The following is a 22,636-nucleotide window of genomic DNA, read 5'->3' as shown; positions in this document are numbered from 1 at the left end:
GATCCGGGTGCGCGACCTCGCCACGGGCGAGGATGCCGCCGACCTCATCGAGGCGACGTCCGGCGAGGCGGTGTGGACCGCGGACGGGAGCGGCTTCTGGTATGTCGCCCTCGACGCGAACCACCGCCCCGCCCGGGTGATGTTCCACCGCCTCGGACAGCCGCAGGCGGCCGACGAGACGGTCTATATCGAGCCCGATGCAGGCTACTTCGTCCATATCGGCGAGACGCAGTCGGGCCGTTTCCTGGCGGTGACGTCTCGTGGTCGCTCGCCGTCACCGCCAGGAAACGGCGAGCGACCACGAGACGTCGGAGGTGCGCCTCATCGACCGGTCGGCCCCCTCGGCGCCGGTGCTCCTCGTCCAGCCCCGCGAGCCGCTGCTGATCTACTCGGTCGACGACCACGGGGAGAGCCTGTTCATCCGCACCAACGCGGACGGGGCCGAAGACTTCAAGATCGTCACCGCGCCCCTGAGCAATCCCGGCCGGGAACACTGGCGCGATCTGGTGCCCCATCGTTCGGGGGTGATGATCCGCCACCTGCACGTGCTGGCGGGGCACATGATCCGTCTGGAGATCGAGAACGCCAAGCCCCGGATCGTCGTCCGCGACCTCTCGGACGGCGATGAGCACCCCGTGGCCTTCGCCGAGGAGGCCTATTCCCTCGGCCTGCAGCCCGGCAGCGAGTTCGACACGACGCGGATCCGGTTCGTGTATTCCTCCATGACCACCCCGGCCGAGACCTTCGACTACGATTGCCGCAGCCGGGAGCGGACCCTGCGCAAGCGCCAGGAGGTGCCGAGCGGGCACGAGCCGGCGGCCTACGTGACCCGGCGCCTGTTCGCCACCGCGCCGGACGGCGAGCAGGTGCCGATCTCCCTCCTGCACCGGAAGGGGCAGCCCCTCGACGGCTCGGCGCCGCTCCTGCTCTACGGCTACGGCTCCTACGGCACGCTGATGCCCGCGGCCTTCCGGACGAACCTCCTGTCCCTCGTCGACCGGGGGTTCGTCTACGCCATCGCCCACGTCCGAGGCGGCACGGAGAAGGGCTGGCGCTGGTACCTCGACGGCAAGCGCGAGAAGAAGCCCAACACCTTCATGGATTTCGTGGCCTGCGCCCGGGCGCTGATCGAGGCGGGTTATACGGGCAAGAAGCGGATCGTCGCCCATGGCGGCTCGGCGGGCGGGATGCTGATGGGGGCCGTGGCCAACCTCGCCCCGGAGCTGTTCGCCGGCATCGTCGCCGACGTGCCCTTCGTGGACGTGCTGAACACGATGCTGGACGCGGACCTTCCGCTGACCCCGCCGGAATGGCCCGAATGGGGCAATCCCGGCGCCAGCGAGACGGCCTTCGAGACGATCCTCGCCTACTCGCCCTACGACAACGTCAAGGCGCAGGACTATCCGGCGATCCTGGTGCTGGGCGGCCTCACGGACCCCCGGGTGACCTATTGGGAGCCGGCAAAATGGGTCGCCCGCCTGCGGGCGACCATGACCGGCGGCGGCCCCATCCTGCTGAAGATCAACATGGAAGCGGGCCACGGGGGAGCCGCCGGCCGGTTCGACCGCCTGGAGGAAGTCGCCCTGATCTACGCCTTCGCCCTCGCGGCGGTGGGGCTCGACTGAGGAAACGCACCGGGCCGGGGCATCCCGGCCCGGACTGAGGCAATGTCGTGACGGCCATGCGGGCGCGTTGCCCGCATGGCCACACATCCTCGATCCGGCGGTCTCAAGGGTGCGCGGGCACGAGGTCCGGCACAGCCGGCGTCCCGCGGCGGTCCCGGGCTTGGCGCTCGGCCTCCTCGGCGGCGAGCTTGTCGGCTTGAGCCTTGAGGGCCGCGGCCCGGGCCTTGTCCGCCTCGAGCCGGTCGGTGCGGCGCTGGCGTTCGGCGGCGTCCGCCTCGCCTTGCTGGATCTTCTCCAGCTCCCGCTGGAGGACGAAGGCGGCGAGCCCGGTGGAAAGGGGTGCCACATCCACGCTCCGCGTCGGGTTGGCGGCGCTCCCGCCGAGGGAGAAGAGCACCGCGGGGATACCCGCGGGCCAGCCCGGCGGCACCGCCCCTCCGGAGAGGGTGCCGCGGGCCTCGAGGCGGCCATCGCGAAAATCCATGGTCACATTGCCGGACCACCGGGCCGGGCCCAGATCGAGGTCGAGGGGGCCCGCCCGCAGGACCCCGCCGACGATGGTGGCCGGGGCCGAGACCGGCGCCACGGCCTGGGCGGCGGCCTTCCCGAGCTCCTGGTTCACGAGCCCCGCGAGCAACCCCTCGCGGAGGGGGTCGTCCGTCGCGACGGCCTGGGCGAGGGCCCGGCCGACGGCGCCCGGATCCATCGCCGAGAGGCTGAGATCCTTGAGGGTGAGCCGCCCGCTGCCGGCGAGATTGGCGGCCAGGGCTGCCGGGGTGTCGGCGCCCGCGGCAAAGCGCAACTCGGCCGAGAGGCGGCCGCCCAAGGACTGCGCACCTGAGGCCTGAGCACCCGTGAGGGCGGAGAGGGCGATGTCGTCCGCTTTCCCGTCCCCGGTCACGGAGAGGGCATCGCTCCGGCGGGCGACGGAGGCGGACCCGGACAGGCGCCCTCCCCCGTACCGGGCGCTCATGCCAGCGAGGGTCAGGCTGTCGGCATCGAGGGTGAGGGTGAAGGCCGCATCGGAGGCCGTGAAGCCCCGGCCGAGGTCGAGGGCACCGACGGTCAGGGCGAGGGTGCCGTTCGGCCGGGGAGGCAGGGCCGCCCGGCCACCTGGCGGCACCAGCGCGGTCGCCACCAGCTGCGGCACGGACAGGCGGGCGAGGGTTGCGCGGCCCCGCAGGGTGCCGTCCGCGGCCCGGGCGATCTTCGCCTCGACGGGGGCGCCAGCGATTCGGCCCGTGATCGCCGCCTGCGGATCACCCCCGTCGGCGGAGAAGGTCGCCGTGAGGTCGGCGGGCCAGGGGCCGGGTTCGGGACGAAAGCCGGCCACGGACAGGAACGGGCCGAGGTCGGCCGCCCGGACGAGGATCTGCCCCGCCTGGGGTACGGCGCTCTCGGGGGGCAGGACGAGGGGCTGGCCGGTGGCGAGGGTCGCCCCGGCGATCGTCCCGGAGAGGCTGAGCGACAACCCGTCCTGCCGGGGTTCGGCGATGACGTGCAGGGTCCCCGGCTGCTGCAGGCCGGGAATGTCGCCCCGGCCGAACCACGTCCCCGCCCGGGGCGTCGCGAGGGTCGCGCTGCCCGCGACGATGCGCCCGTCGCGGCTCCGGACCGAGAGGTCGAGGTCGCCGCCGCCGGCCGCACCCTTGGCCTGGACGCGAAGGCCCTCGCCGGCCTGGGCACCCCGGTCCAGCACGACGGCGAGGTCGAGGGGCGAGGTGCGCAGGAAGTCCGGCAGTGCCCGCACCTCGTCGGTCCAGACCCGTTCCAGCAGGCCGACCAGGGGCGCGGCCACCGGGGCCTGGAGGCGCCCGGCGATGCGGCCGGCGCCATCCGCCCCGATCGTGCCGGAGAGCTTCGCGCTCGCCCCCGCGAGATCCTTCACGTCGAGGCTCTCGACGGCGAGGCGCTGGCCGTCGGCCTGGATCCGGGCGGCGATGGTCCCGTTGCCGGAGCCGACCGTTCCGAACCGCACGTCCCTGGCCTGGAGGGTGACGGCGAGGTCGAAGTCCCGCAGGCCCGACAGGGCCGTGCCCAGGGGCGGCAGGGCGGCGACATCGATGCCGCTGGCGAGGAGCTGCGCCTCGAACCGCCCCCGGCCCCCGGCTTCGGCGGCGATGAGGCGGGCATTCCCGCTGACGCGGGCGGTGCCGAACCCGGCGCGCAGGTTGCGCAGGGACAGGTCGCCGGAGGAGGCCGAGATGTCCGCGGCGACGTCGACGGGCCGGCCGTCGAGGAGCCCGACGAGGGGGCCTCCGACGCCGAGCCGGCCGAGCAGGCGCCCGAGGGCATCCGATTGCGGGGCGGTGACGGAGACCGGCCCGGTGAGCCGGAGAGGCCCTCCCTCGATCTCCCCGCTCGCCGTCACGGTGGCATCGCCGGGCGCGGTGGCGGTGAAGCGCCGGAGCAGAAGGCCTCCGCCCCGCTCCGCCGTGCCCGACACGGCGAGGCCCGTCCATTCGGCGCCCCCGAAGGCCACGCTGTCGACGGCGATGTCGGCATCGAGCATCACCGGCAAGCCCCATCCGCCCCGGGGAATGCCCCGGCCGATGAAAGCCTGACCCTCGGGCGCGGTGAGGAAGGCATCCAGGTCCAGCCGCCGCGCCTTCAGGGACAGGCCGGCCCGCCACTGGTGAAGGTCGAGCCGGCCGGTGCCTTCCAGCCTCAGGGCCTTGCCGCCGGGATCGACCTCGAGGCTCGCCTGGTCGAACCGCACCTGCGTGCCCCGCGCCTTGAAGGCGCCGGCGAGGGTGAAGGGCAGGTAGGCCCCGGCCGCCTGGGTCGGCGGGCCGACCACCAGCCGGGCGTTGCCCTCCGCGCGGACGGTGCTCGCCGTCGGGTCTTCCTCCTCGGGGGCAAGGCCGAACCGGGCATCGACATCGAACAGCGGGGCTGCGTCGCCGCCACCGGAGATCTTCACCGGAAGGCGGCCTTCCGCGTCCGGCGTTCCGCTCACCGCCCGGAAGGGAACGCCGCCGCTCGTCGCCTCGATGCGCCAGGGACCCACGAGGGCAGGCGCCTGCACCCGGACGTCCTGGGCGTAGAGCTGATCCGTCCGGCCGGTGGCCATTACCGCCGTGGTGACGAAGAACTGCTGGATCTGGAGATTCTCGATGGCGAGGTCCCGGCCGCGGAGCCCGTCGAGCATCCCATTGGGAAGGTGGATCGCGTCCCCGTCGATGAGCGGCAGGCGGATCTCCGCCCGGCCGATGCGGGTCTCGGTGAACCGGACCTCACCCTTGAGCAGGGGCGCGAGGGCGATCTCGGCCTTGACGAACCGTGCGTCGAGGACCGGGCCGTTCCGGTCGCCGACCTTCAGTCCATCGACGCGCAGGCGCGGCGAGGGCAAGAACCGGACTTCGATCCGTCCCCCGCTCTGGACGGAGACCCCCAGCGACCGCGACAGGACCCCGTCGATGAAGGTCCGCTGGGACTTCCAGTCGATGAAGGGCGGAACGGCGAGTGCCGCGATCAGGACGAGGACGATCGCGCCAGCCAGCGCGGTCAGCAGATCACGCACCGTTCCCGTTCCAAGCCTCTCCGCATGCCCCCTCGGGCCGCTCGCCCGCGCCTATAGCATGAAGGGCGGGCGAGCGAAGCGAGACGGGTCTCCTCAGCGCCCCGGCGCACCGGCATGGGGGATCGGCGTCGGCGCCGTCGGGGCGGCCGGGGCGTTCTGGCTGCGCTCCAGGTTCATCATCGTGGTGTTGTTCTGCGTCGTGCCACCCTGCTGCAGGGAGCGGTTCGTGCTCATGGTCGACATGGATTCGTTGGCCGCGTTGGGGTTGCCCTGCTGCACCTGCGCGAGGGCGGGGGCGGCCGTAAGGGCCAGCGGCAGGGCGGTGAGGACCAGCGTCGCGACGGTGTTTCTGGAGGGCATGAGGCTCGGGCCTTTCGGGTGTCCGGGGTGGGATGAACCCGGTCAAGCGCCCACCGCGCACGAGGTTCCTGACGCGCGCAGGCGCCGCAGCGGACGCCCCGGCCTCGACGCCGTTCGCGATTTGGTCCAGTGAGGGACGATGCAGAACCGCCCGAATGCCCTGCCCGCCGCGGACGGCCCCTCCGCTTCCATCACCGCCCGCGCCCTCGGCTCGCTGAGGCGGGACTCGGACGTCTATCTCGACGGGCTCAACCCGGAGCAGCGCCTCGCCGTCGAGACGACGGAGGGACCGATCCTCGTGCTCGCCGGCGCGGGAACCGGCAAGACGCGGGTCCTGACGACCCGCATCGCCCATCTCATCGCCACCGGCCGCGCCCGCCCCTTCGACATCCTGGCGGTGACCTTCACCAACAAGGCCGCCCGGGAGATGAAGCTGCGGATCGGCTCGCTGATCGGCCCGGCCGGCGAGGGCATGCCCTGGCTCGGCACGTTCCACGCCATCGGCACCAAGATCCTCCGGCGCCACGCCGAACTGGTCGGGCTGAAATCGGACTTCACGATCCTGGGCACCGACGATCAGCTGCGCCTGATGAAGCAGGTGCTGGCCGACCAGAACATCGACGAGAAGCGCTGGCCCGCCCGCTCCCTCGCCCACACGATCGACGGGTGGAAGAACCGTGGCCTGTCGCCGGAGCAGGTCCCGCCGGGCGAGGCGACCTCCTTCGCCTTCGGCAAGGGCGGCGCGCTCTACACCGCCTACCAAGCCCGCCTCGCCACCCTCAATGCCGTCGATTTCGGCGACCTCCTGCTGCTCTGCCTCAAGCTCTGGCGGGAGAACAAGGACGTCCTGGAGAACTACCAGGACCGGTTCCGCTACATCCTCGTCGACGAGTATCAGGACACCAACGTCGCCCAGTACCTGTGGCTTCGCCTGCTGGCGCAGAAACGCAAGAACGTGGCCTGCGTCGGCGACGACGACCAGTCGATCTACGGCTGGCGTGGGGCCGAGGTCGACAACATCCTGCGCTTCGAGCACGACTTCCCCGGCGCGACCGTGGTCCGCCTGGAGCGCAACTACCGCTCGACGGGCCACATCCTCGCCGCCGCCTCGGGCCTGATCGCCAAGAACGAGAGCCGCCTCGGCAAGACGCTCCGCACCGAGGACGAGCCGGGCGAGCCCGTCACCGTCACGGGGGCCTGGGACTCGGAGGAGGAAGCCCGGCTGCTGGCCGAGGCGATCGAATCCTTGCAGGTGAAGAAGCACCCGCTCTCGGAGATCGCGGTGCTGGTGCGGATCTCGGCGCAGATGCGCGAGATCGAAGACCGGTTCGTGCAGCTCGGCCTGCCCTACCGGGTGATCGGCGGCCCGCGCTTCTACGAGCGGGCCGAGATCCGCGACGCGCTCGCCTACCTGCGCATCACCATGAACGGCAGCGACGACCTCGCCTTCGAGCGGATCGTCAACACGCCCAAGCGCGGCCTCGGCGATGCGACCCTGCAGCAGCTTCACACCTATGGTCGGGCTGAGCGGGTGCCCCTGCTCACCGCCGCTCGGCGCCTGTGCGAGACCGACGAGCTGAAGCCCAGGGTCCGCCAGACCCTGCGGGCGCTGACCGAGAGCTTCTCCCGGTGGGCGCGCCTCGTGGAGACGCAGCCCCATTCGGAGGTGGCGCAGACGATTCTTGAGGAGTCCGGCTACACGGAGATGTGGCAGAAGGACCGCTCCGCCGATGCCGCCGGGCGGCTGGAGAACCTGAAGGAATTCGTCCGCTCCATGGAGGAATTCCCCGACATGGCAGCCTTCCTCGAGCACGTCTCCCTGGTGATGGAGGCGAGCGAGGCCGAGGGGGCCGAGCGGGTCTCGCTGATGACCCTCCACGCCGCCAAGGGGCTGGAATTCGACACGGTGTTCCTCCCCGGCTGGGAGGACGGCCTGTTCCCCAACCAACGGGCGCTGGACGAGAGCGGCCGGGCCGGACTGGAGGAGGAGCGCCGCCTCGCCCATGTGGGGCTGACACGGGCACGCAAGCGGGCGAAGCTGTCCTTCGCCGTCAACCGCCGCATCCATGGCCTGTGGTCCTCCACCATTCCGTCGCGCTTCATCGACGAGTTGCCCCCGGCCTCGGTGGATGTGGTCGAGGCCCCCGCCCACTACGCGGCCGGCGCCTCCCGCTTCGACCGGAACCCGCAGCCCTTCGGCTCCAGCTACGGGACCCCCGGCTGGCAACGGGCACAGGCGAATACCGGCGGGCGCGGCTTCGGCGCGGCACCGGGACGGCGGGGCACCCCCTCGTCGGGGCCCCGGCAGATCGAAGGTGAATTGATCGCCAAGTCGACGGGCTCGCCCTCGGCGTTCGCCGTCGAGCAACGGGTCTTCCACACCAAGTTCGGCCCCGGCACCGTGGCCGGAGTCGACGGGAACAAGCTGACCGTTGACTTCGACAAGGCGGGGCGAAAGATGGTCCTCGACAGCTTCGTCCAGGCGGGATGAGGTTGTCCCGCCGATCGAGCCCGGACGTATCAGGGCGGCGAGGTTGGCTGGCATCGCCCTCCGGGGCGGGACAGGATCGAGGTCGTGCAGGATGCCGCGCCATCCCGTGAGCCGCATGGTCCCGCTGCGTATTCTTCCTTTAATGTCCTGACGCATCGCCCGGCCGGGCTGGGCTCCGCCGTGGGCGCCGTGTCCGGCGCGACACGGGCGTGCAGGAAATCCGCCGGCCCGAGTCGGCGCGGGCGTTTTCGTCACCTGCGAGTCACACCCCGCAACCAATCGTGTGTCGCGCACCGATTTGGTGCGTTGATTGCTTCGTCGGCTCCGCATCCGGGGAGAAATGGTTTACTCTCCACAGGCAATGATCCCATCCCCGGAACTTCGATGGGCTGCAAGAATTGGCTCGTCGAATGCTTGGAAGAAGCAGGAGTACCGAGACTACGTCGTTTCAGTGACACGTCCAGATAGGCCAGTCCCGTTGGAGTGTTGATCCATGAAGAGACGCCGCGCACGCCTTGAACTGGTTGAAGACCGCACGTCCCGCCTCCATCGCACACGCTTCGACGAAGAGAGACACCTCAGTCCAATCCAACCCCTGACGGAACGACAGGCCGAATACCTCGACGCCCTCGGCAGATCCCCTCAGGTCATCGTCCTCGGCCCTGCCGGCACCGGCAAGACCTACATCGCAGGGACCCGCGCGGCCGACCAACTCCGCCAGCGCCGCATCAGCAAGGTCGTGATCACCCGACCCAACGTCCCCGCCGGCCGCTCCCTCGGCTTCTTCCCCGGATCCCTTGAAGAAAAGATCGCCCCCTGGGTCGCCCCTCTCACCGAGGCGATGAAGGAGCGCATGGGGGCCGGCGCCTTCGAGATCGCCCTGAAGGCCGGAGATATCGAGATCGTCCCGTTCGAGGTGATGCGGGGGCGCACCTTCAAGGATTGCCTCGTGATCCTGGACGAGGCGCAGAACACCACCACTAATGAAATCAAGATGTTCCTGACCCGCATCGGGGATGACTGCCAAGTCATCATCAATGGTGACGTCTCGCAGACCGACCTTCGCGAGACCTCCGGACTGCGGACCGTCATCCATCTGGTGAAGAGCCGGATGATGCCGATCCCCGTCGTCGAGTTCACCCGCGCCGACATCGTGCGGTCCGGCATCTGCGCCGAGTGGGTGGCCGCTTTCGAGGAAACGAATCTCTGACTTGACCGTTACCCACGGCGACCCGGCAAAGGGTCGCCGTGCCGCCCGCGGCGCGAGACTACTCCCCCGATCCTCCCTTTTGGGAGGACAAACCGGGTCCCATCCCGGCAAACGGAAGAATTGGAGTCTCCCTCGTGAGGAAACTGACCCTGACCGCCGCCGCCTTTGCGTCTCTGTTCGGCGCGGCCCTGGCGACGCCTGCCCTGGCCGTTCCGGCCTCGCCCGCCGGCATCGCCACCCCCGACGCGATGACCACGACGGTGCAGGCGACTCCGATGGAGCGCCGGATGATGCACCGCCGCATGGAGCGCCGGATGATGCACCGTCACATGGAGCGCCGGATGATGCGCCGCCACATGGAGCATCGGATGATGCGCCGCCACATGATGCGCCACGGCATGTGAGCCGACACGGCGCCCCCTGGCCGCCGGGCATCCGCCTGGCGCGGGGGGCGCCATCCCGTCCGAAACGGGAGAGACGTCCCCTACAAGCGTTGCCGCCGACCCCCGGGATTCATATGTCGGGGCGCTACCGTGTTCCCGGACCAGCCCGCGCCGCCGGCGCGGCCTCCGGCGACCGATCCGGGAGACGCAAGATGCCCCCTTCCAACCGCCTGTTCGATGACCTCGCCCGTCTCATGACGGATGCCGCCGGCGCCGCCCAGGGCGTCCGCCGCGAAGCGGAGACGGTGGTGCGCGCCCAGGCCGAACGGCTGATCCGCGACCTCGACGTCGCCTCCCGCGAAGAGCTGGACGTACTGCGCGACCTCGTCACCTCCCTCCGCACCCAGAATGAAGCCCTTGCGGCACGGGTCGCCGCCCTGGAGGCGAAGGCCGGTCCGGCGGCTGGAGCCGCCGGCGTGGCCGGGCTGAGCGAGGGCGTCTGAGGGCAGATCCTGCGGCCCCGTTGCGGCGGGGCCGGGGGCCGGGGCGAGCCGCGGCGAATCGGACGATTCGTCGGGCAAATGGTTTTACACAGGAAGCCGCAGCGGCGATTCCGTTTCCTGTTCACCGACCCTGCAATCGGCTTTGTGTCGTGAGTCGCGCCCGGTCTATATTGGGTCCGAGGCTGATTCGGGGGAGGCGGAAGAGTGGCTGCGGGGCTTTCCTAGTCGTTCGCAACGTCTTCCTTCCTGATTGGCCAATCTATTCTCGATCTCGGGGCGTCGAGGCGCCTCCCTCCACGTGGTCATCGCGCCGGCACGGAGTCAATCCGCGCCGTCAACCTGGATCGTCATGCCGCTGCTTCACATCGACTATTACGATCCGAACCGGAGTGAGCATCCGCTCGACGTCGTCGAGCGATTGGCATCGCTGCGCGACTGGATCTTCGACAGGGCCGAGACCGACGAAATGTCTGTCACGAGTCCGGGACGGTGGACCGACTATCACGTCGCCTTCACGTGGATCGAGGACGTGGAAGCGTTGCACGTGGCCTGCGCCTTCGACCTGAAGGTGCCGGAGCGGCGGCGGCCCGAGATCCAGAAGCTGATCGGCCTCGTCAACGAACAGCTTTGGATCGGCCATTTCGATCTGTGGTCCAGCGACCATGTGGTGATGTTCCGCCACTCCCTGCTGCTGGCGGGGGGTGCTGTGCCGACGCAGCCGCAATGCGCCACGATGATGAAGTGTGCCGTGGATGCCTGCGAGCGCTATTACCAAGCGTTCCAGTTCGTGCTCTGGGCGGGCAAGAATGCCCGTGAGGCCCTCGACGCCGCCCTCTTCGAGACCGAAGGCGAGGCGTGAGCGTCGGCCGGGACCTTCCCGCCTCCCTGATGCTGGTGGGTGCGGGGAAGATGGGCGGGGCGATGCTGGCGGGCTGGCTGGACGCCGGCCTCGATCCCGCCGCCACGACGGTGATCGATCCCGCCCCGTCGGAGGCGATGACGCGGCTCTGCGCCGAACGGGGCGTCGCCCTCAATCCGCAGTCGCCTGCCCCGGCGGCCGTGATGGTCCTCGCGATCAAGCCGCAGGGGCTCGACGCGGCGGCCCCGGACCTGGACCGGCTGATCGGCCCGGAGACGCTGCTTGTCTCGGTTCTGGCCGGCAAGACTGTCGCCAACCTCCGGGGGCGGCTCCCGGCGGCGCAGGCGGTGGTGCGGGCGATGCCGAACCTGCCGGCGAGCATCGGCCGGGGTGCCACGGGGGCCTTCGCGAACCACAAGGTGACGCCCGGCGGGCGGGCCAGTGCCGATGCCCTGCTGTCCGCCGCAGGCACGGTGGCATGGCTCGACGACGAGGACGCCGTCGACGCGGTCACGGCCGTCTCCGGCTCGGGGCCGGCCTATGTCTTCCTTATGGTGGAGACCCTGGCGGAGGCGGGCGTCGCCGCCGGCCTGCCCCCCGATGTCGCCGGGCGGCTGGCCCGGGCGACGGTGGCCGGTGCGGGCGCCCTGCTCGATGCGGATCCGGCCGAGGCCGGCGCCCTGCGGCAGGCCGTGACCTCCCCCGGGGGGACCACCGCGGCGGCCCTGTCCGTTCTCATGGCGGAGGACGGCCTCGCCCCCCTCATGCGGCGAGCGGTGGCGGCGGCGAAGCGCAGGGCGGGCGAACTTTCGGGCTGATTGCCGCGCGGGGTCCTGACACCGGCCGGCCCGGCTCCTAAATGGGGTGACACCCGACTTCAACCGGCGATCGAACGATGACCGAACCAAAAGGCCCGACCAAGCGGACCCGCAAGGCCGCGACTCCGGCCGCCGCCACCGAGGCGCCCGCCGCCGCCCCGGCGCGGGACGAGCCCCCCGCCGCGCCGAAGCTGTCCCCCCGTGAGGCCGCCGTCGAGGCCCTGATGCGGCTGGCCGCGGAGCAGCCCTGGAACGACATCGAGGTCAGCGACATCGCCCGCGAGGCGGGCATGACCCTCGGCGAACTGAGGGAGCTGTTTCCGTCGAAGGGTGCCGTCCTCGGCGGGTTGGCCCGAATCATCGATCGCAAGGTGCTCGAGGCCGACGGCTCGGACCTCGCCGACGAGCCGACGCGGGAGCGGCTGTTCGACGTCCTGATGCGCCGGCTCGACGCCATGACGCCCTACAAGGTCGCCCTTCGGCGGATCTCCTATTCCCTGCGCGGCGACCCGTTCTCCCTCCTCGCCCTCAACGGCGTGATGCTGAACTCGCATCGCTACATGCTGGCGGCCGCCGGGATCGACACCGAAGGCCCCCTCGGACAGCTCAAGCTTCAGGGCGTCGTCATCGCCTTCGCGCGGGTGACGCAGGTCTGGCTCGACGACGAGGATCCGGCCCTCGCCAGGACGATGGCCCGGCTCGACAAGGAGATCCGCAACGGCGAGCGGTTCATGGAACGGGCCGAGGATGTCCGGCGCCTCACCGCCCCCCTGCGGGCCATCGGCCGCTCGCTCCTCGACCGCCGCTCCCGTTCCGACCGGGACGAGGGGCTGCGCGAGGACCCGCCGAGGGTGTGACGGCGGACCCGGATCCATCAGGTGAGATTTTACGGCTGGCCGGACGGGTCATCCGCTTCCCGCGGGCGCAAGCCTCCGCGAGGAAGACTCCTTCCCCTCTCCCCGCTGGCGGGGAGAGGGGATGAACGGGATCCGGCCGGGGAACGTCAGGAATAGCGGCCGGCCAGCACGTCCCGCACGGTGCCAACCATCTCGCCGCCGCTGAGCCTGTCCCGCTCGACAGTGAGGGTATCCGGGATCAGGTCGGCGATTCCGTCATCCGCGTCGTCGCTGGCGAAGACGATGCGCAGGTTGGGCCTCAGCGCCCGGGCCTCCACGGCGAGGCGGCTGCAGCACAGGCTGCCTTGCAGTGCGGCATCGATGACCATCACGTCGACCGGGAGACCGAGGGCGAGCACGGTCATCGCGTCGATGCCCCGTTCGCAGACCGTGGCCTGCAGCCCAGCCGAATGAACTTGCGCCGCCGCCTCGTCGCGCCAGCGTTTGTGGTGCCCGACGACGAGCACCTGCACCCTGTAGCAACCTCCGGGGGCGGACGAAAACCGTGCGGAGGGTCCGACGGCGGTTGATCCCATTCGCGTAAGACCACCACGTTGCGCTGCGATGCGGCATGCTATGCTGGGTCGTGAAAGGCGCGCAAGGGCCTGACCGCGAAAATGCCGAAATCGGCGTCGTCTCTGCTCACGCCGGAGGCAAGGCGCGGCGGCGGCGCGGGAATGGGCAATCGAGAGTGGCCAACCGGGCCGTGATCGGTTGACGGAGGCGGGGCCCGCCGGGCAACACCACGCCGCGGCCGGCCCGATGCCGGATCACGGAGTGTCCGATTCGATGTCTTCCAAGCCGTCGCCCGTTTCGCCCCTCGCCCCCACGACCTACCCGGACCTTCCGCCGGTCGCCGGCATCCGCCTCGCCACGGCGCAGGCGGGCATCCGCTACAGCGGCCGGACGGACGTCCTGTACGTCGGCCTGGAGCCAGGCACCCGGGCGGCGGGGGTCTTCACCCGCTCCAAATGCCCCTCCGCCCCGGTCGATTGGTGCCGGGATGCCTTGGCGAACGGCTCGGCCCGGGCCCTCGTCGTCAATTCGGGCAACGCCAATGCCTTCACCGGCCGCCTCGGCCGGGAGGCGGTGGCCCTGACGGCGAAGATCGCCGCAGAGGCCGCGGGCTGCGCCGAAGACGAGGTCTACATCGCCTCGACCGGCGTGATCGGCGAGCCTCTCCCCGCCGAGCGGTTCGAGGGCGTCCTGGCGGACTGCGTCGGGCGGGCGCAGGACGGCGCCGCTGCCTGGACCGAGGCGGCCCGGGCGATCATGACCACCGATACTTTCCCGAAGCTCGCCACCCGCGAGGCCACCATCGGCGGCACGAGCGTGCGCATCAATGGCATCGCCAAAGGCGCGGGCATGATCGCCCCGGACATGGCGACGATGCTGGCCTTCGTCTTCACCGACGCGGCCCTGTCCCGGGGGGCGGCCCAGGCCCTCCTCGCCCAGGGCGCGAACGACAGCTTCAATTGCGTGACCGTCGACGGCGACACCTCGACCTCCGACACGCTGATGCTGTTCGCCACGGGGAAGGCCGGCAATGCGGAGGTGGCCCGGGCCGACGACCCGGCCCTGGCCGGCTTCAAGGCGGCGCTGGACGACCTGCTGATCGAGCTGGCCCAGCTCGTCGCCCGCGACGGTGAGGGGGCGCGCAAGTTCGTGACGGTGAAGGTCGGCGGCGCCGAGAGCGACGCCTCCGCCCACCGGATCGCCCTGTCGATCGCGAACTCGCCCCTGGTGAAGACCGCCGTGGCCGGCGAGGACGCCAACTGGGGCCGGGTGGTGATGGCCGTCGGCAAGGCCGGCGAGCCCGCCGACCGGGACCGGCTCGCGATCTGGTTCGGGGATGTCCGTGTCGCCGTCGATGGCGCCCGCGATCCGTCCTACAGCGAAGAGGCGGCAAGCGACGTGATGCGCCGGCCGGAGGTGGAGATCCGCGTCGATCTCGGTCTCGGCACCGGCAAGGCCCGGGTGTGGACCTGCGACCTGACCAAGGGCTACATCGAGATCAACGGGGATTACCGCTCGTGAGGGCGGCTCCCTTCGTCCTCGTCCTGGTGTCCCTCGCCGGGGCCGCCGCCGCGGACGAGGCGCCGTGCGAGCGGCATATCAGCGTCACCGGGCACGCCACCTCCACCCGCGCGCCGGACTTCGCCGAGGTGGTGGTGGGCGTCGAAACCAAGGGCGCGAACGCGGCGGCGGCCCTCGACGCCACGTCGAAGGCCGTGGCGGGCGTCTCCGCGCTGGCCCGGGACCTGGGCATCCCCCCTGCCGATATCGTCACCGCGGCGGTGACTCTGCGCCCGGCCACCCGCACCGTAGTGCGGCCGGGGGGCGGCTACAGTGAGGAACCGGACGGCTACGCGGCGGGCAACGTCGTGCGTGTTCGCCTGTCGGACATGGGCCGCCTCGGCGACCTGCTGCGGCGGGCCGTGGAGGGTGGCGCGAACCGGATCGACTCCCTCACCTTCGGCCTGCGGGACCCGGACGGGGCGATGGCCTCCCTCCAGGCCGCCGCCGCGAAGGACGCCCGCGCCCGCGCCGCCGCCCTCGCGGAGGCCGTGGGGGCGACGCTCGGTCCGCTCTGCACTCTCAACACCCTCGGCGCGTCGCCCCAACCTTACGCCATGCGCACCATGGCGATGGCCTCTCCCAAGGCGATGCCGGTGCCGGTCGAGTCCGGGACGGTCGACACCGAGGCCTCGGTCAACGCCGTCTTCGCCCTCGCACCGTAAGGGACCTGCGCGCGTGCCCCGCCTTCTCCTCGTCGTCGCCGTCGCCCTGGTGGATGCGGACGGACGGGTGCTCGTGAGCGAGCGCCCCGCCGGCAAGCAGCTCGCGGGCCTGTGGGAGTTTCCCGGTGGCAAGGTGGAGCCGGGCGAGCGGCCGGAGGAGACCCTGATCCGCGAACTGGCCGAGGAACTCGGCATCACGGTCGAGGAGCCCTGCCTTGCGCCGCTGACCTTCGCGAGCCACGCCTATCCGGACTTTCACCTTCTGATGCCCCTCTATGTCTGCCGCCGCTGGACAGGCACGCCCCGGTCCCTTGAGGGGCAGGCGCTGAAATGGGTGCGCCCGAAGGCGCTGCGCGACCTCGCCATGCCCCCGGCCGACTCGCCGCTGATCCCCTTCCTGATCGACCTGCTGGGTTAGGGGCCGTCCCGGGCCTCGCGGCACTCACAAGACGACGGGGCAGGCAGCGAAAATCCAGCAAAATATTTTTTGTTACGACTTAAAGACGAATCGTTGGGTCGAGCGCACCCTCTCCCGTCGTTTCAAGCATATCGCAACGCAACATTGTATACGATCCGTGCTGCACTCGCGAGAAAGGCAAGGTCAACACGTGAATCAAAAAATTTGACGGGCGGAATCGCACGGCACAAGTAAAATAACCGCCGAAACGGGTCGAACCGAGACACGGAGGAGGCGCCGGATGGACGTCCACGAATACCAAGCCAAGGAGCTGCTTGCGAGCTTCGGCGTCGCCGTCCCCAAGGGTGCCATCGCCTTCAGCCAGGACCAAGCGGTCTACGCGGCCACCGAACTCGGCGGCTCGTTCTGGGCGGTGAAGGCGCAGATCCATGCCGGCGCCCGGGGCAAGGCCGGCGGCATCAAGCTCTGCCGGACCTACAACGAGGTCCGCGATGCGGCCAAGGAGCTCCTCGGCAAGCGCCTCGTCACGCATCAGACGGGCCCCGAGGGCAAGCCCGTCCAGCGCGTCTACGTCGAGACCGCCGACCCCTTCGAGCGTGAATTGTACCTTGGCTTCGTCCTCGACCGGAAGGCGGAGCGCGTCCGCGTCATCGCCAGCCAGCGGGGCGGCATGGAGATTGAGGAGATCGCCGCCAAGGAGCCGGAGGCGCTGATCCAGGTGGTGGTGGAGCCCGCCGTCGGCCTGCAGCAGTTCCAGGCCCGGGAGATCGCGTTCAAGCTCGGCCTCAACATCAAGCAGGTCGCCGCGGCGGTGAAGACGATCATGAACGCCTACCGGGCGTTCCGCGACTGCGACGGCACCATGCTGGAGATCAACCCGCTCGTCGTCACCAAGGACGACCGGGTGCTGGCGCTGGACGCCAAGATGTCCTTCGACGACAACGCCCTGTTCCGGCGCCCATCCATCGCCGACATGCACGACCCCTCGCAGGGCGACCCCCGCGAGGCGCAGGCGGCAGAGCACAACCTCAGCTACATTGGCCTCGAGGGCGAGATCGGCTGCATCGTGAACGGCGCCGGCCTCGCCATGGCGACCATGGACATGATCAAGCATGCCGGCGGCGAGCCGGCGAACTTCCTCGACGTGGGCGGCGGCGCCTCGCCGGAGCGCGTGGCCACGGCGTTCCGGCTGGTCCTGTCGGACCGCAACGTGAAGGCGATCCTGGTCAACATCTTCGCCGGCATCAACCGCTGCGACTGGGTCGCCGAGGGCGTGATCAAGGCCGCCCGGGAGGTGAAAATCGACGTGCCCCTGGTGGTCCGGCTCGCGGGCACGAATGTGGAGGCGGGCAAGAAGATCCTGGCCGAGAGCGGCCTCGACCTCATCACCGCCGACACGCTGACGGACGCTGCGCGCAAGGCGGTCGATGCCTGCGACGCCGCCAAGAACAATGCCAAGAACAATCGCTGAGCCCAAGGGGGAGATCAGGCCATGAGCATCCTCATCGACGAGACCACCCCGATCATCGTCCAGGGCATCACGGGCGACAAGGGCACCTTCCACGCCAAGGAGATGCTCGATTACGGCTCGAACGTGGTCGGCGGCGTCACGCCAGGCAAGGGCGGGCGCACCCATCTCGGCCTGCCGGTGTTCAACACCGTCAAGGAGGCGGTGGAGGCAACGGGCGCCACCACCTCGATCACCTTCGTGGCCCCGCCCTTCGCCGCGGACGCGATCATGGAGGCGGCCGATGCGGGCCTGCGCCTCGTCTGCTCGATCACCGACGGCATCCCCGCCCAGGACATGATGCGGGTGAAGCGCTACCTCTACCGCTATCCTAAGGAGAAGCGGACGATGGTGGTGGGCCCGAACTGCGCGGGCATCATCTCGCCCGGCAAGTCGATGCTCGGCATCATGCCCGGCCACATCTACCTGAAGGGCAATGTCGGCGTGATCTCCCGCTCGGGGACGCTCGGCTATGAGGCCGCCTCGCAGCTGAAGGAACTGGGGCTCGGCATCTCGACCTCGGTCGGCATCGGCGGCGACCCGATCAACGGCTCGTCCTTCCTCGACCACCTCGCCCTGTTCGAGATGGACCCGGACACCGACGCGGTGCTGATGATCGGCGAGATCGGCGGCCCGCAGGAGGCCGAGGCCTCGGCCTGGATCCGCGACAACATGTCGAAGCCGGTGATCGGCTTCGTGGCAGGCCTCACCGCCCCGAAGGGCCGGCGCATGGGCCATGCCGGCGCGATCATCTCCGCCACCGGCGACAGCGCCGCCGAGAAGGCCGAGATCATGAAGAGCTACGGCCTCACCGTGGCGCCCGATCCCGGCTCCTTCGGCCAGACCGTCGCCGACGTGCTGGCGCGGGTGGCGTAGCCGCAAGGAGACGTGGCGGCTCTGGCCGCCATCGAAAACCTCATCGTCATTGTGAGCGACAGCGAAGCAATCCAGGGCAGCGGGACTTCTCCGACCGTGGCGCTTCCCTGGATTGCTTCGCTCCGCTCGCAAAGACGAAGCACACTGTGAGAGAGGGCGCAGGCGTCGCCGCGACCTTCGAGACGAACAACAGAAAAGAGGGCTTCCCAATGCCCACCACGCTCCACGCCACCCCTGCCTCCGCCGCGGTGACGGGCTTCGCGCCGCCGGTCATCACCGGCACCTCGTCCGAGGGTGCCCTGGACATCCTGTTCCAGGCCCTGCTCGACGTCGCCCGGCGGCACGACCCCGAACTGGAGGCTGTGCTGCACGGCACCGCCGACATCTCCCGCTTCTCGCCGGAGATGCTGGCCCGGGCGCTGCAGGTGCAGGGGATCTGGTTCCAGCTGATCTCCATCGCCGAGCAGAACGCCGCCATGCGCCGTCGGCGGCACACGGAGCGGACGGAGGGGCGGGCCGCCCTGAACGGATCCTTCGCCAAGGTCTTCTCGGACGCCCGCGCTCGGGGCATCGCGCCGGCGCGGATCCAGGCCCTGTTGAACGACCTGCGCATCCGGCCGACGCTCACCGCCCACCCGACCGAGGGCAAGCGGGTGACGGTGCTGGAGAAGTTCCGGCGGATCTACCTCGTTCTGCGCGAGCTCGAGATGCCGCGCTGGACGGACCGCGAGCGCAACGGCCTGATGAACGAGTTGCGCGATCAGATCGAGCTGGTCTGGATGACCGGCGAACTGCATCTGGAAAAGCCCACCGTCGAGCGGGAGGTCGCCTGGGGGCTTCACTTCTTCGACGAGTCGCTGTTCGCGATGTTGCCGGAGACCCTCGAATCCCTGGAGGAGGCGCTCACCGACACCTATCCCGAGGCGACCTTCACCGTGCCGCCGTTCTTCCAGTTCGGCTCGTGGATCGGCGGAGACCGGGACGGCAACCCCTTCGTCACCGCGGCGGTGACCCGCACCACCCTCCAGCGCAACGCCCTCGCATCCCTCTCCCGCTACCGGGAGGGCGTGCGCGAACTGGGCCGCACCCTCTCGCTCACCGAGCGGGCCCTGCCCGTGCCGCCGGCCTTCCGCGAGGCCCTGATCCGCCAGCTCGCCGAAAGCGGGCAGGCACGGGCCATTGAGCGGCGCAATCCCGGCGAGGCCTATCGCCAGTACCTCAGCTGCGTCCTGCGCAAGATCGAGGCGACCATCGCCCGCAACGAGGGCCGCCATCCCTCGGGGCCGGATTACCCGAGCGCGGACGGGCTGATCGAGGACCTGCGCGTCCTTGAGCGGGGCCTCGACGACGCCAAGTGCGGCGCCCTGGCCCGGGACCTCGTGCGCCCGGTCCGGCGGATGGTCGAGATCTTCCGCTTCTCCACGGTGCGCCTCGACCTGCGGGAGAACACCACCCGCACCACCGACACGCTCCGCGCCCTGTGGCGGCAGGAGAACGGCGAGGGTGAGCCCCCGGCCCTCGACTCCCCTGCCTGGCGGTCGTGGCTCGATGTGAGCCTCGCCCGACCGCGCAATCCCGAACGCTCCTTCGAGGACCTGCCCGACGCCGCCCGCGAGACGCTGGCCACCTTCGCCCTCGTCGCCGAGATGCGCGAGAACCTCGACCGTGAGGCGTTCGGCGCCTTCGTCCTGTCGATGACCCGCTCCGTGCCCGACATCCTCGGCGCCTACCTGCTCGCCAAGGAGGCGGGCGTGTTCCTCGACGCGGCGGGAACCGAGATCTGCCCCCTGCCCATCGTCCCCCTGTTCGAGACCATCGACGACCTGCGGGCGGCCCCCACGATCATGCGCGAATTGCTCGCCGTGCCGGTGGTCCGCCGCTCCACCCGCTGGCAGGGCGGGGTGCAGGAGGTGATGATCGGCTATTCCGACTCCAACAAGGACGGCGGCTTCGTCGCGGCGAACTGGGAACTCTACAAGGCGCAGAGCAAGCTGACCCGCCTCGGGCAGGAACTCGGGGTGCCGATCGCCTTCTTCCATGGCCGGGGCGGCTCGGTGAGCCGGGGCGGCGTGCCGACCCACCGGGGCATCGCCGCCCAGCCGCCGGGCTCGATCCGCGGGCGCTTCCGCATCACCGAGCAGGGCGAAGTCGTCTCGTTCAAGTACGCCAACCGCGGCACCGCCGCCTACCAGATGGAGCTCCTCGCGGCCTCGGTCTTCGAGCACGCCCTCGCGGGGGAGAACGGCGGGACGGGGCCGGGCCATGACGACGCCCTCGAAGCCCTGGCCGGCGCCTCGCGGGCGGCCTACGTCAACCTGCTCAACACGGACGGCCTCGTGGACTATTTCCAGGCCGCGAGCCCACTCGACGAGATCGCGCTGCTCAACATCGGCTCCCGGCCGGCCCGGCGCTTCGGCGCCCGCTCCCTCTCGGACCTCCGGGCGATCCCCTGGGTGTTCGCGTGGTCGCAGAACCGGCACGTCGTCACCGGCTGGTACGGTGTGGGCTCGGGGCTGGCGACCTTCATGGATGTCCGCGGCCGGGAGGGCGAGGCGACCCTGAGGCGCCTGTTCGCCGACTCGCGGGTGCTGCGGCTCGTGCTGGACGAGGTGGAGAAGACCCTGCTGATGGTCGATCTCGACATCGCCCGCGCCTATGCCGGCCTCGTGCCCGACAAGGGCATCCGCGAGCGGATCTTCTCCACCATCGAGGCCGAATACGCCCTGACCCGCGAGATGGTGCTGCGGGTGAGCGGCGGGTCGGAACTGGCCGAGCGCTTCCCCCTGTTCCGCGACCGGCTGAAGGGCCGGCTGCCGACGATCAATCAGGTGTCCCGCGAGCAGGTCGAACTCCTCGCCCGCTACCGCAGCGAGACCGACGAGGATCGGAAGGAGGCGGTGAAATCCGCCCTGCTCCTGTCGATCAACTGCATCGCCGTCGGCTTCGGGGCGACGGGGTGAGCAGCCCAGGCGTCATCCCATCCATCCCCCTCATCCTGAGGTGCGGCGTAGCCGCCTCGAAGGAGGGCTCCAGACAGCGCCGCGATCCCTGGAGCCCTCCTTCGAGGCCCGCCAAGGCGGGCACCTCAGGATGAGGAAGAGTGTGGGACGAAAAAATGGGCGACGGGGGGTGGAACCGATCTTCCCGTCTGTTCCGCGAGGAACGCAACACCAGTTGACCCCCCGGCGCGCCCCACCCCACCCGCGCGGGACGAGACCCCACCAAGGAGGAACACAAGAATGAGCTTCACCCTGATCCAACAGGCCAAGGCGCGCCTGCACCGTTCCGAACTCGCCGTTCCCGGCTCCAACCCGACCTTCATGGAGAAATCCGCGACCTCGGCCGCCGACGTGATCTTCCTCGATCTGGAAGACGCCGTCGCCCCCGACGACAAGGAGAAGGCCCGCACCAACATCATCCAGGCGCTGAACGACCTGGATTGGGGCAACAAGACCATGATGATCCGCATCAACGGTCTCGACACCCACTACATGTACCGGGACGTGGTGGACATCGTGGAGGCGTGTCCGCGCCTCGACATGATCCTGATCCCCAAGGTCGGCGTACCGGCCGACGTCTACGCCATCGACGTGCTCACCACCCAGATCGAACAGGCCAAGAAGCGCGAGAAGAAGATCGGCTTCGAGGTGCTGATCGAGACCGCGCTCGGCATGGCCAATGTCGAGGCCATCGCCCAGTCCTCCAAACGCCTGGAAGCGATGTCCTTCGGCGTGGCCGACTACGCCGCCTCGACCCGCGCCCGGTCCACGGTGATCGGCGGCGTGAACCCCGACTTCTCGGTGCTCACCGACAAGGACGAGTCCGGCGCCCGCCAGACCCATTGGCAGGACCCGTGGCTGTTCGCCCAGAACCGGATGCTGGTGGCCTGCCGCGCCTACGGCCTGCGCCCGATCGACGGCCCGTTCGGCGACTTCTCCGATCCGGACGGCTATCGCTCGGCGGCCAAGCGCTGCGCGGCGCTCGGCTTCGAGGGCAAATGGGCGATCCACCCCAGCCAGATTGAGCTCGCCAACGAGGTGTTCACCCCTTCCGAGGCCGAGGTGACCAAGGCCCGCCGCATCCTCGAAGCCATGCAGGACGCCGCCAAGGCCGGGCGCGGCGCCGTCTCCCTCGATGGCCGCCTCATCGACATCGCCTCGATCCGCATGGCCGAGGCGCTGATCGAGAAGGCCGACGCGATGCGGTGACAGGATAGGAGGCGCGGCCTATGTTGCGCCTCTTAAATCCATCCTGATAGGGAAATTGTCACGGGCCTCACCAGCCCGTCCGTGACGGGCCGCACGCGGCCGGTTGCGGCCGGGAGTCGAACGAATGGTCATCGTTCTGACGATCGTCAGGAAGGGAAACGGCGAGTGGAGTGTACACCTCCGCCTCGCCGCTCACCCAATCTTCCTGAAGTGGCTAA

17 protein-coding genes and 1 pseudogene are annotated in these 22,636 nt (G+C 70.1%); 15 read left to right on the top strand and 3 right to left on the bottom strand.

Features of this window, described 5'->3' with window-relative positions:
• Positions 1–1,625 (top strand): annotated as a pseudogene (locus tag MFF22_RS23555) (S9 family peptidase); the annotation flags it as partial.
• Between the two features lie 103 nt (positions 1,626–1,728).
• On the opposite strand, the gene MFF22_RS23550 reads toward MFF22_RS23555, so the two are convergent.
• Both MFF22_RS23550 and MFF22_RS23545 read right to left on the bottom strand, forming a co-directional pair.
• Positions 1,729–5,148, bottom strand: a complete 3,420-nt coding sequence (locus MFF22_RS23550; protein ID WP_238253133.1) for an AsmA family protein — start codon at positions 5,146–5,148, stop codon at positions 1,729–1,731.
• A 93-nt stretch (positions 5,149–5,241) separates the two neighbouring features.
• Positions 5,242–5,508: a hypothetical protein gene (locus MFF22_RS23545; RefSeq protein WP_238253132.1), complete on the bottom strand. Its 267-nt coding sequence runs from the start codon at positions 5,506–5,508 to the stop codon at positions 5,242–5,244.
• Between the two features lie 139 nt (positions 5,509–5,647).
• On the opposite strand from MFF22_RS23545, the gene MFF22_RS23540 reads away from it, so the two are divergent.
• The 7 genes from MFF22_RS23540 (at position 5,648) to MFF22_RS23510 (ending at position 12,629) form a co-directional block, all read left to right on the top strand.
• A complete protein-coding gene (locus MFF22_RS23540) occupies positions 5,648–7,999 on the top strand; it encodes an ATP-dependent helicase (protein WP_238253131.1) in 2,352 nt (783 codons plus the stop codon).
• A 493-nt stretch (positions 8,000–8,492) separates the two neighbouring features.
• Positions 8,493–9,209 carry a PhoH family protein gene (locus tag MFF22_RS23535; protein ID WP_238253130.1) on the top strand — a complete coding sequence of 239 codons (717 nt, stop codon included), beginning with the start codon at positions 8,493–8,495 and terminating at the stop codon, positions 9,207–9,209.
• Between the two features lie 134 nt (positions 9,210–9,343).
• Positions 9,344–9,613 carry a hypothetical protein gene (locus MFF22_RS23530; protein WP_238253129.1) on the top strand — a complete coding sequence of 90 codons (270 nt, stop codon included), beginning with the start codon at positions 9,344–9,346 and terminating at the stop codon, positions 9,611–9,613.
• Positions 9,614–9,804: 191 nt separating this feature from the next.
• The gene (locus MFF22_RS23525) at positions 9,805–10,095 is read left to right on the top strand and encodes an accessory factor UbiK family protein (RefSeq protein ID WP_238253127.1); all 291 of its coding nucleotides are present in this window, start codon (positions 9,805–9,807) and stop codon (positions 10,093–10,095) included.
• A 349-nt stretch (positions 10,096–10,444) separates the two neighbouring features.
• On the top strand, positions 10,445–10,954 hold the full coding sequence (locus MFF22_RS23520; RefSeq protein WP_238253126.1) for a type III secretion system chaperone family protein: 510 nt from the start codon (positions 10,445–10,447) through the stop codon (positions 10,952–10,954).
• A 29-nt stretch (positions 10,955–10,983) separates the two neighbouring features.
• Positions 10,984–11,772 carry a pyrroline-5-carboxylate reductase gene (gene proC, locus MFF22_RS23515; RefSeq protein WP_238253137.1) on the top strand — a complete coding sequence of 263 codons (789 nt, stop codon included), beginning with the start codon at positions 10,984–10,986 and terminating at the stop codon, positions 11,770–11,772.
• 77 nt (positions 11,773–11,849) lie between these two features.
• Positions 11,850–12,629: a TetR/AcrR family transcriptional regulator gene (locus tag MFF22_RS23510; RefSeq protein ID WP_238253125.1), complete on the top strand. Its 780-nt coding sequence runs from the start codon at positions 11,850–11,852 to the stop codon at positions 12,627–12,629.
• A gap of 146 nt (positions 12,630–12,775) precedes the next feature.
• On the opposite strand, the gene MFF22_RS23505 is transcribed toward MFF22_RS23510, so the two are convergent.
• The gene (locus MFF22_RS23505; protein WP_238253124.1) at positions 12,776–13,141 is read right to left on the bottom strand and encodes a response regulator; all 366 of its coding nucleotides are present in this window, start codon (positions 13,139–13,141) and stop codon (positions 12,776–12,778) included.
• Between the two features lie 316 nt (positions 13,142–13,457).
• Between MFF22_RS23505 and argJ the strand changes: the two genes are divergently transcribed.
• From argJ to MFF22_RS23470, 7 genes are all read left to right on the top strand, one after another.
• On the top strand, positions 13,458–14,705 hold the full coding sequence (gene argJ, locus MFF22_RS23500) for a bifunctional glutamate N-acetyltransferase/amino-acid acetyltransferase ArgJ (protein WP_238253123.1): 1,248 nt from the start codon (positions 13,458–13,460) through the stop codon (positions 14,703–14,705).
• The gene (locus MFF22_RS23495; protein ID WP_238253122.1) at positions 14,702–15,409 is read left to right on the top strand and encodes an SIMPL domain-containing protein; all 708 of its coding nucleotides are present in this window, start codon (positions 14,702–14,704) and stop codon (positions 15,407–15,409) included. The genes argJ and MFF22_RS23495 overlap by 4 nt, the downstream gene beginning before the upstream one ends.
• 13 nt (positions 15,410–15,422) lie before the next feature.
• Positions 15,423–15,827 carry a (deoxy)nucleoside triphosphate pyrophosphohydrolase gene (locus MFF22_RS23490; protein WP_238253121.1) on the top strand — a complete coding sequence of 135 codons (405 nt, stop codon included), beginning with the start codon at positions 15,423–15,425 and terminating at the stop codon, positions 15,825–15,827.
• A gap of 235 nt (positions 15,828–16,062) precedes the next feature.
• The gene (locus MFF22_RS23485; RefSeq protein ID WP_283206208.1) at positions 16,063–17,298 is read left to right on the top strand and encodes a malate--CoA ligase subunit beta; all 1,236 of its coding nucleotides are present in this window, start codon (positions 16,063–16,065) and stop codon (positions 17,296–17,298) included.
• 21 nt (positions 17,299–17,319) lie between these two features.
• Positions 17,320–18,210 carry a succinate--CoA ligase subunit alpha gene (sucD, locus tag MFF22_RS23480; RefSeq protein WP_238253117.1) on the top strand — a complete coding sequence of 297 codons (891 nt, stop codon included), beginning with the start codon at positions 17,320–17,322 and terminating at the stop codon, positions 18,208–18,210.
• 209 nt (positions 18,211–18,419) lie between these two features.
• On the top strand, positions 18,420–21,170 hold the full coding sequence (locus MFF22_RS23475; RefSeq protein ID WP_238253115.1) for a phosphoenolpyruvate carboxylase: 2,751 nt from the start codon (positions 18,420–18,422) through the stop codon (positions 21,168–21,170).
• 279 nt (positions 21,171–21,449) lie between these two features.
• On the top strand, positions 21,450–22,418 hold the full coding sequence (locus tag MFF22_RS23470) for an HpcH/HpaI aldolase/citrate lyase family protein (RefSeq protein WP_238253114.1): 969 nt from the start codon (positions 21,450–21,452) through the stop codon (positions 22,416–22,418).
• Positions 22,419–22,636: the final 218 nt, after the last annotated feature.

Origin of the sequence: Methylobacterium persicinum, from assembly GCF_022179525.1 — a bacterium.
Taxonomy (GTDB): domain Bacteria; phylum Pseudomonadota; class Alphaproteobacteria; order Rhizobiales; family Beijerinckiaceae; genus Methylobacterium; species Methylobacterium persicinum.
The sequence above is the reverse complement of the archived record's forward strand: the minus strand, read 5'-3'. Positions and strand labels throughout refer to the sequence as shown.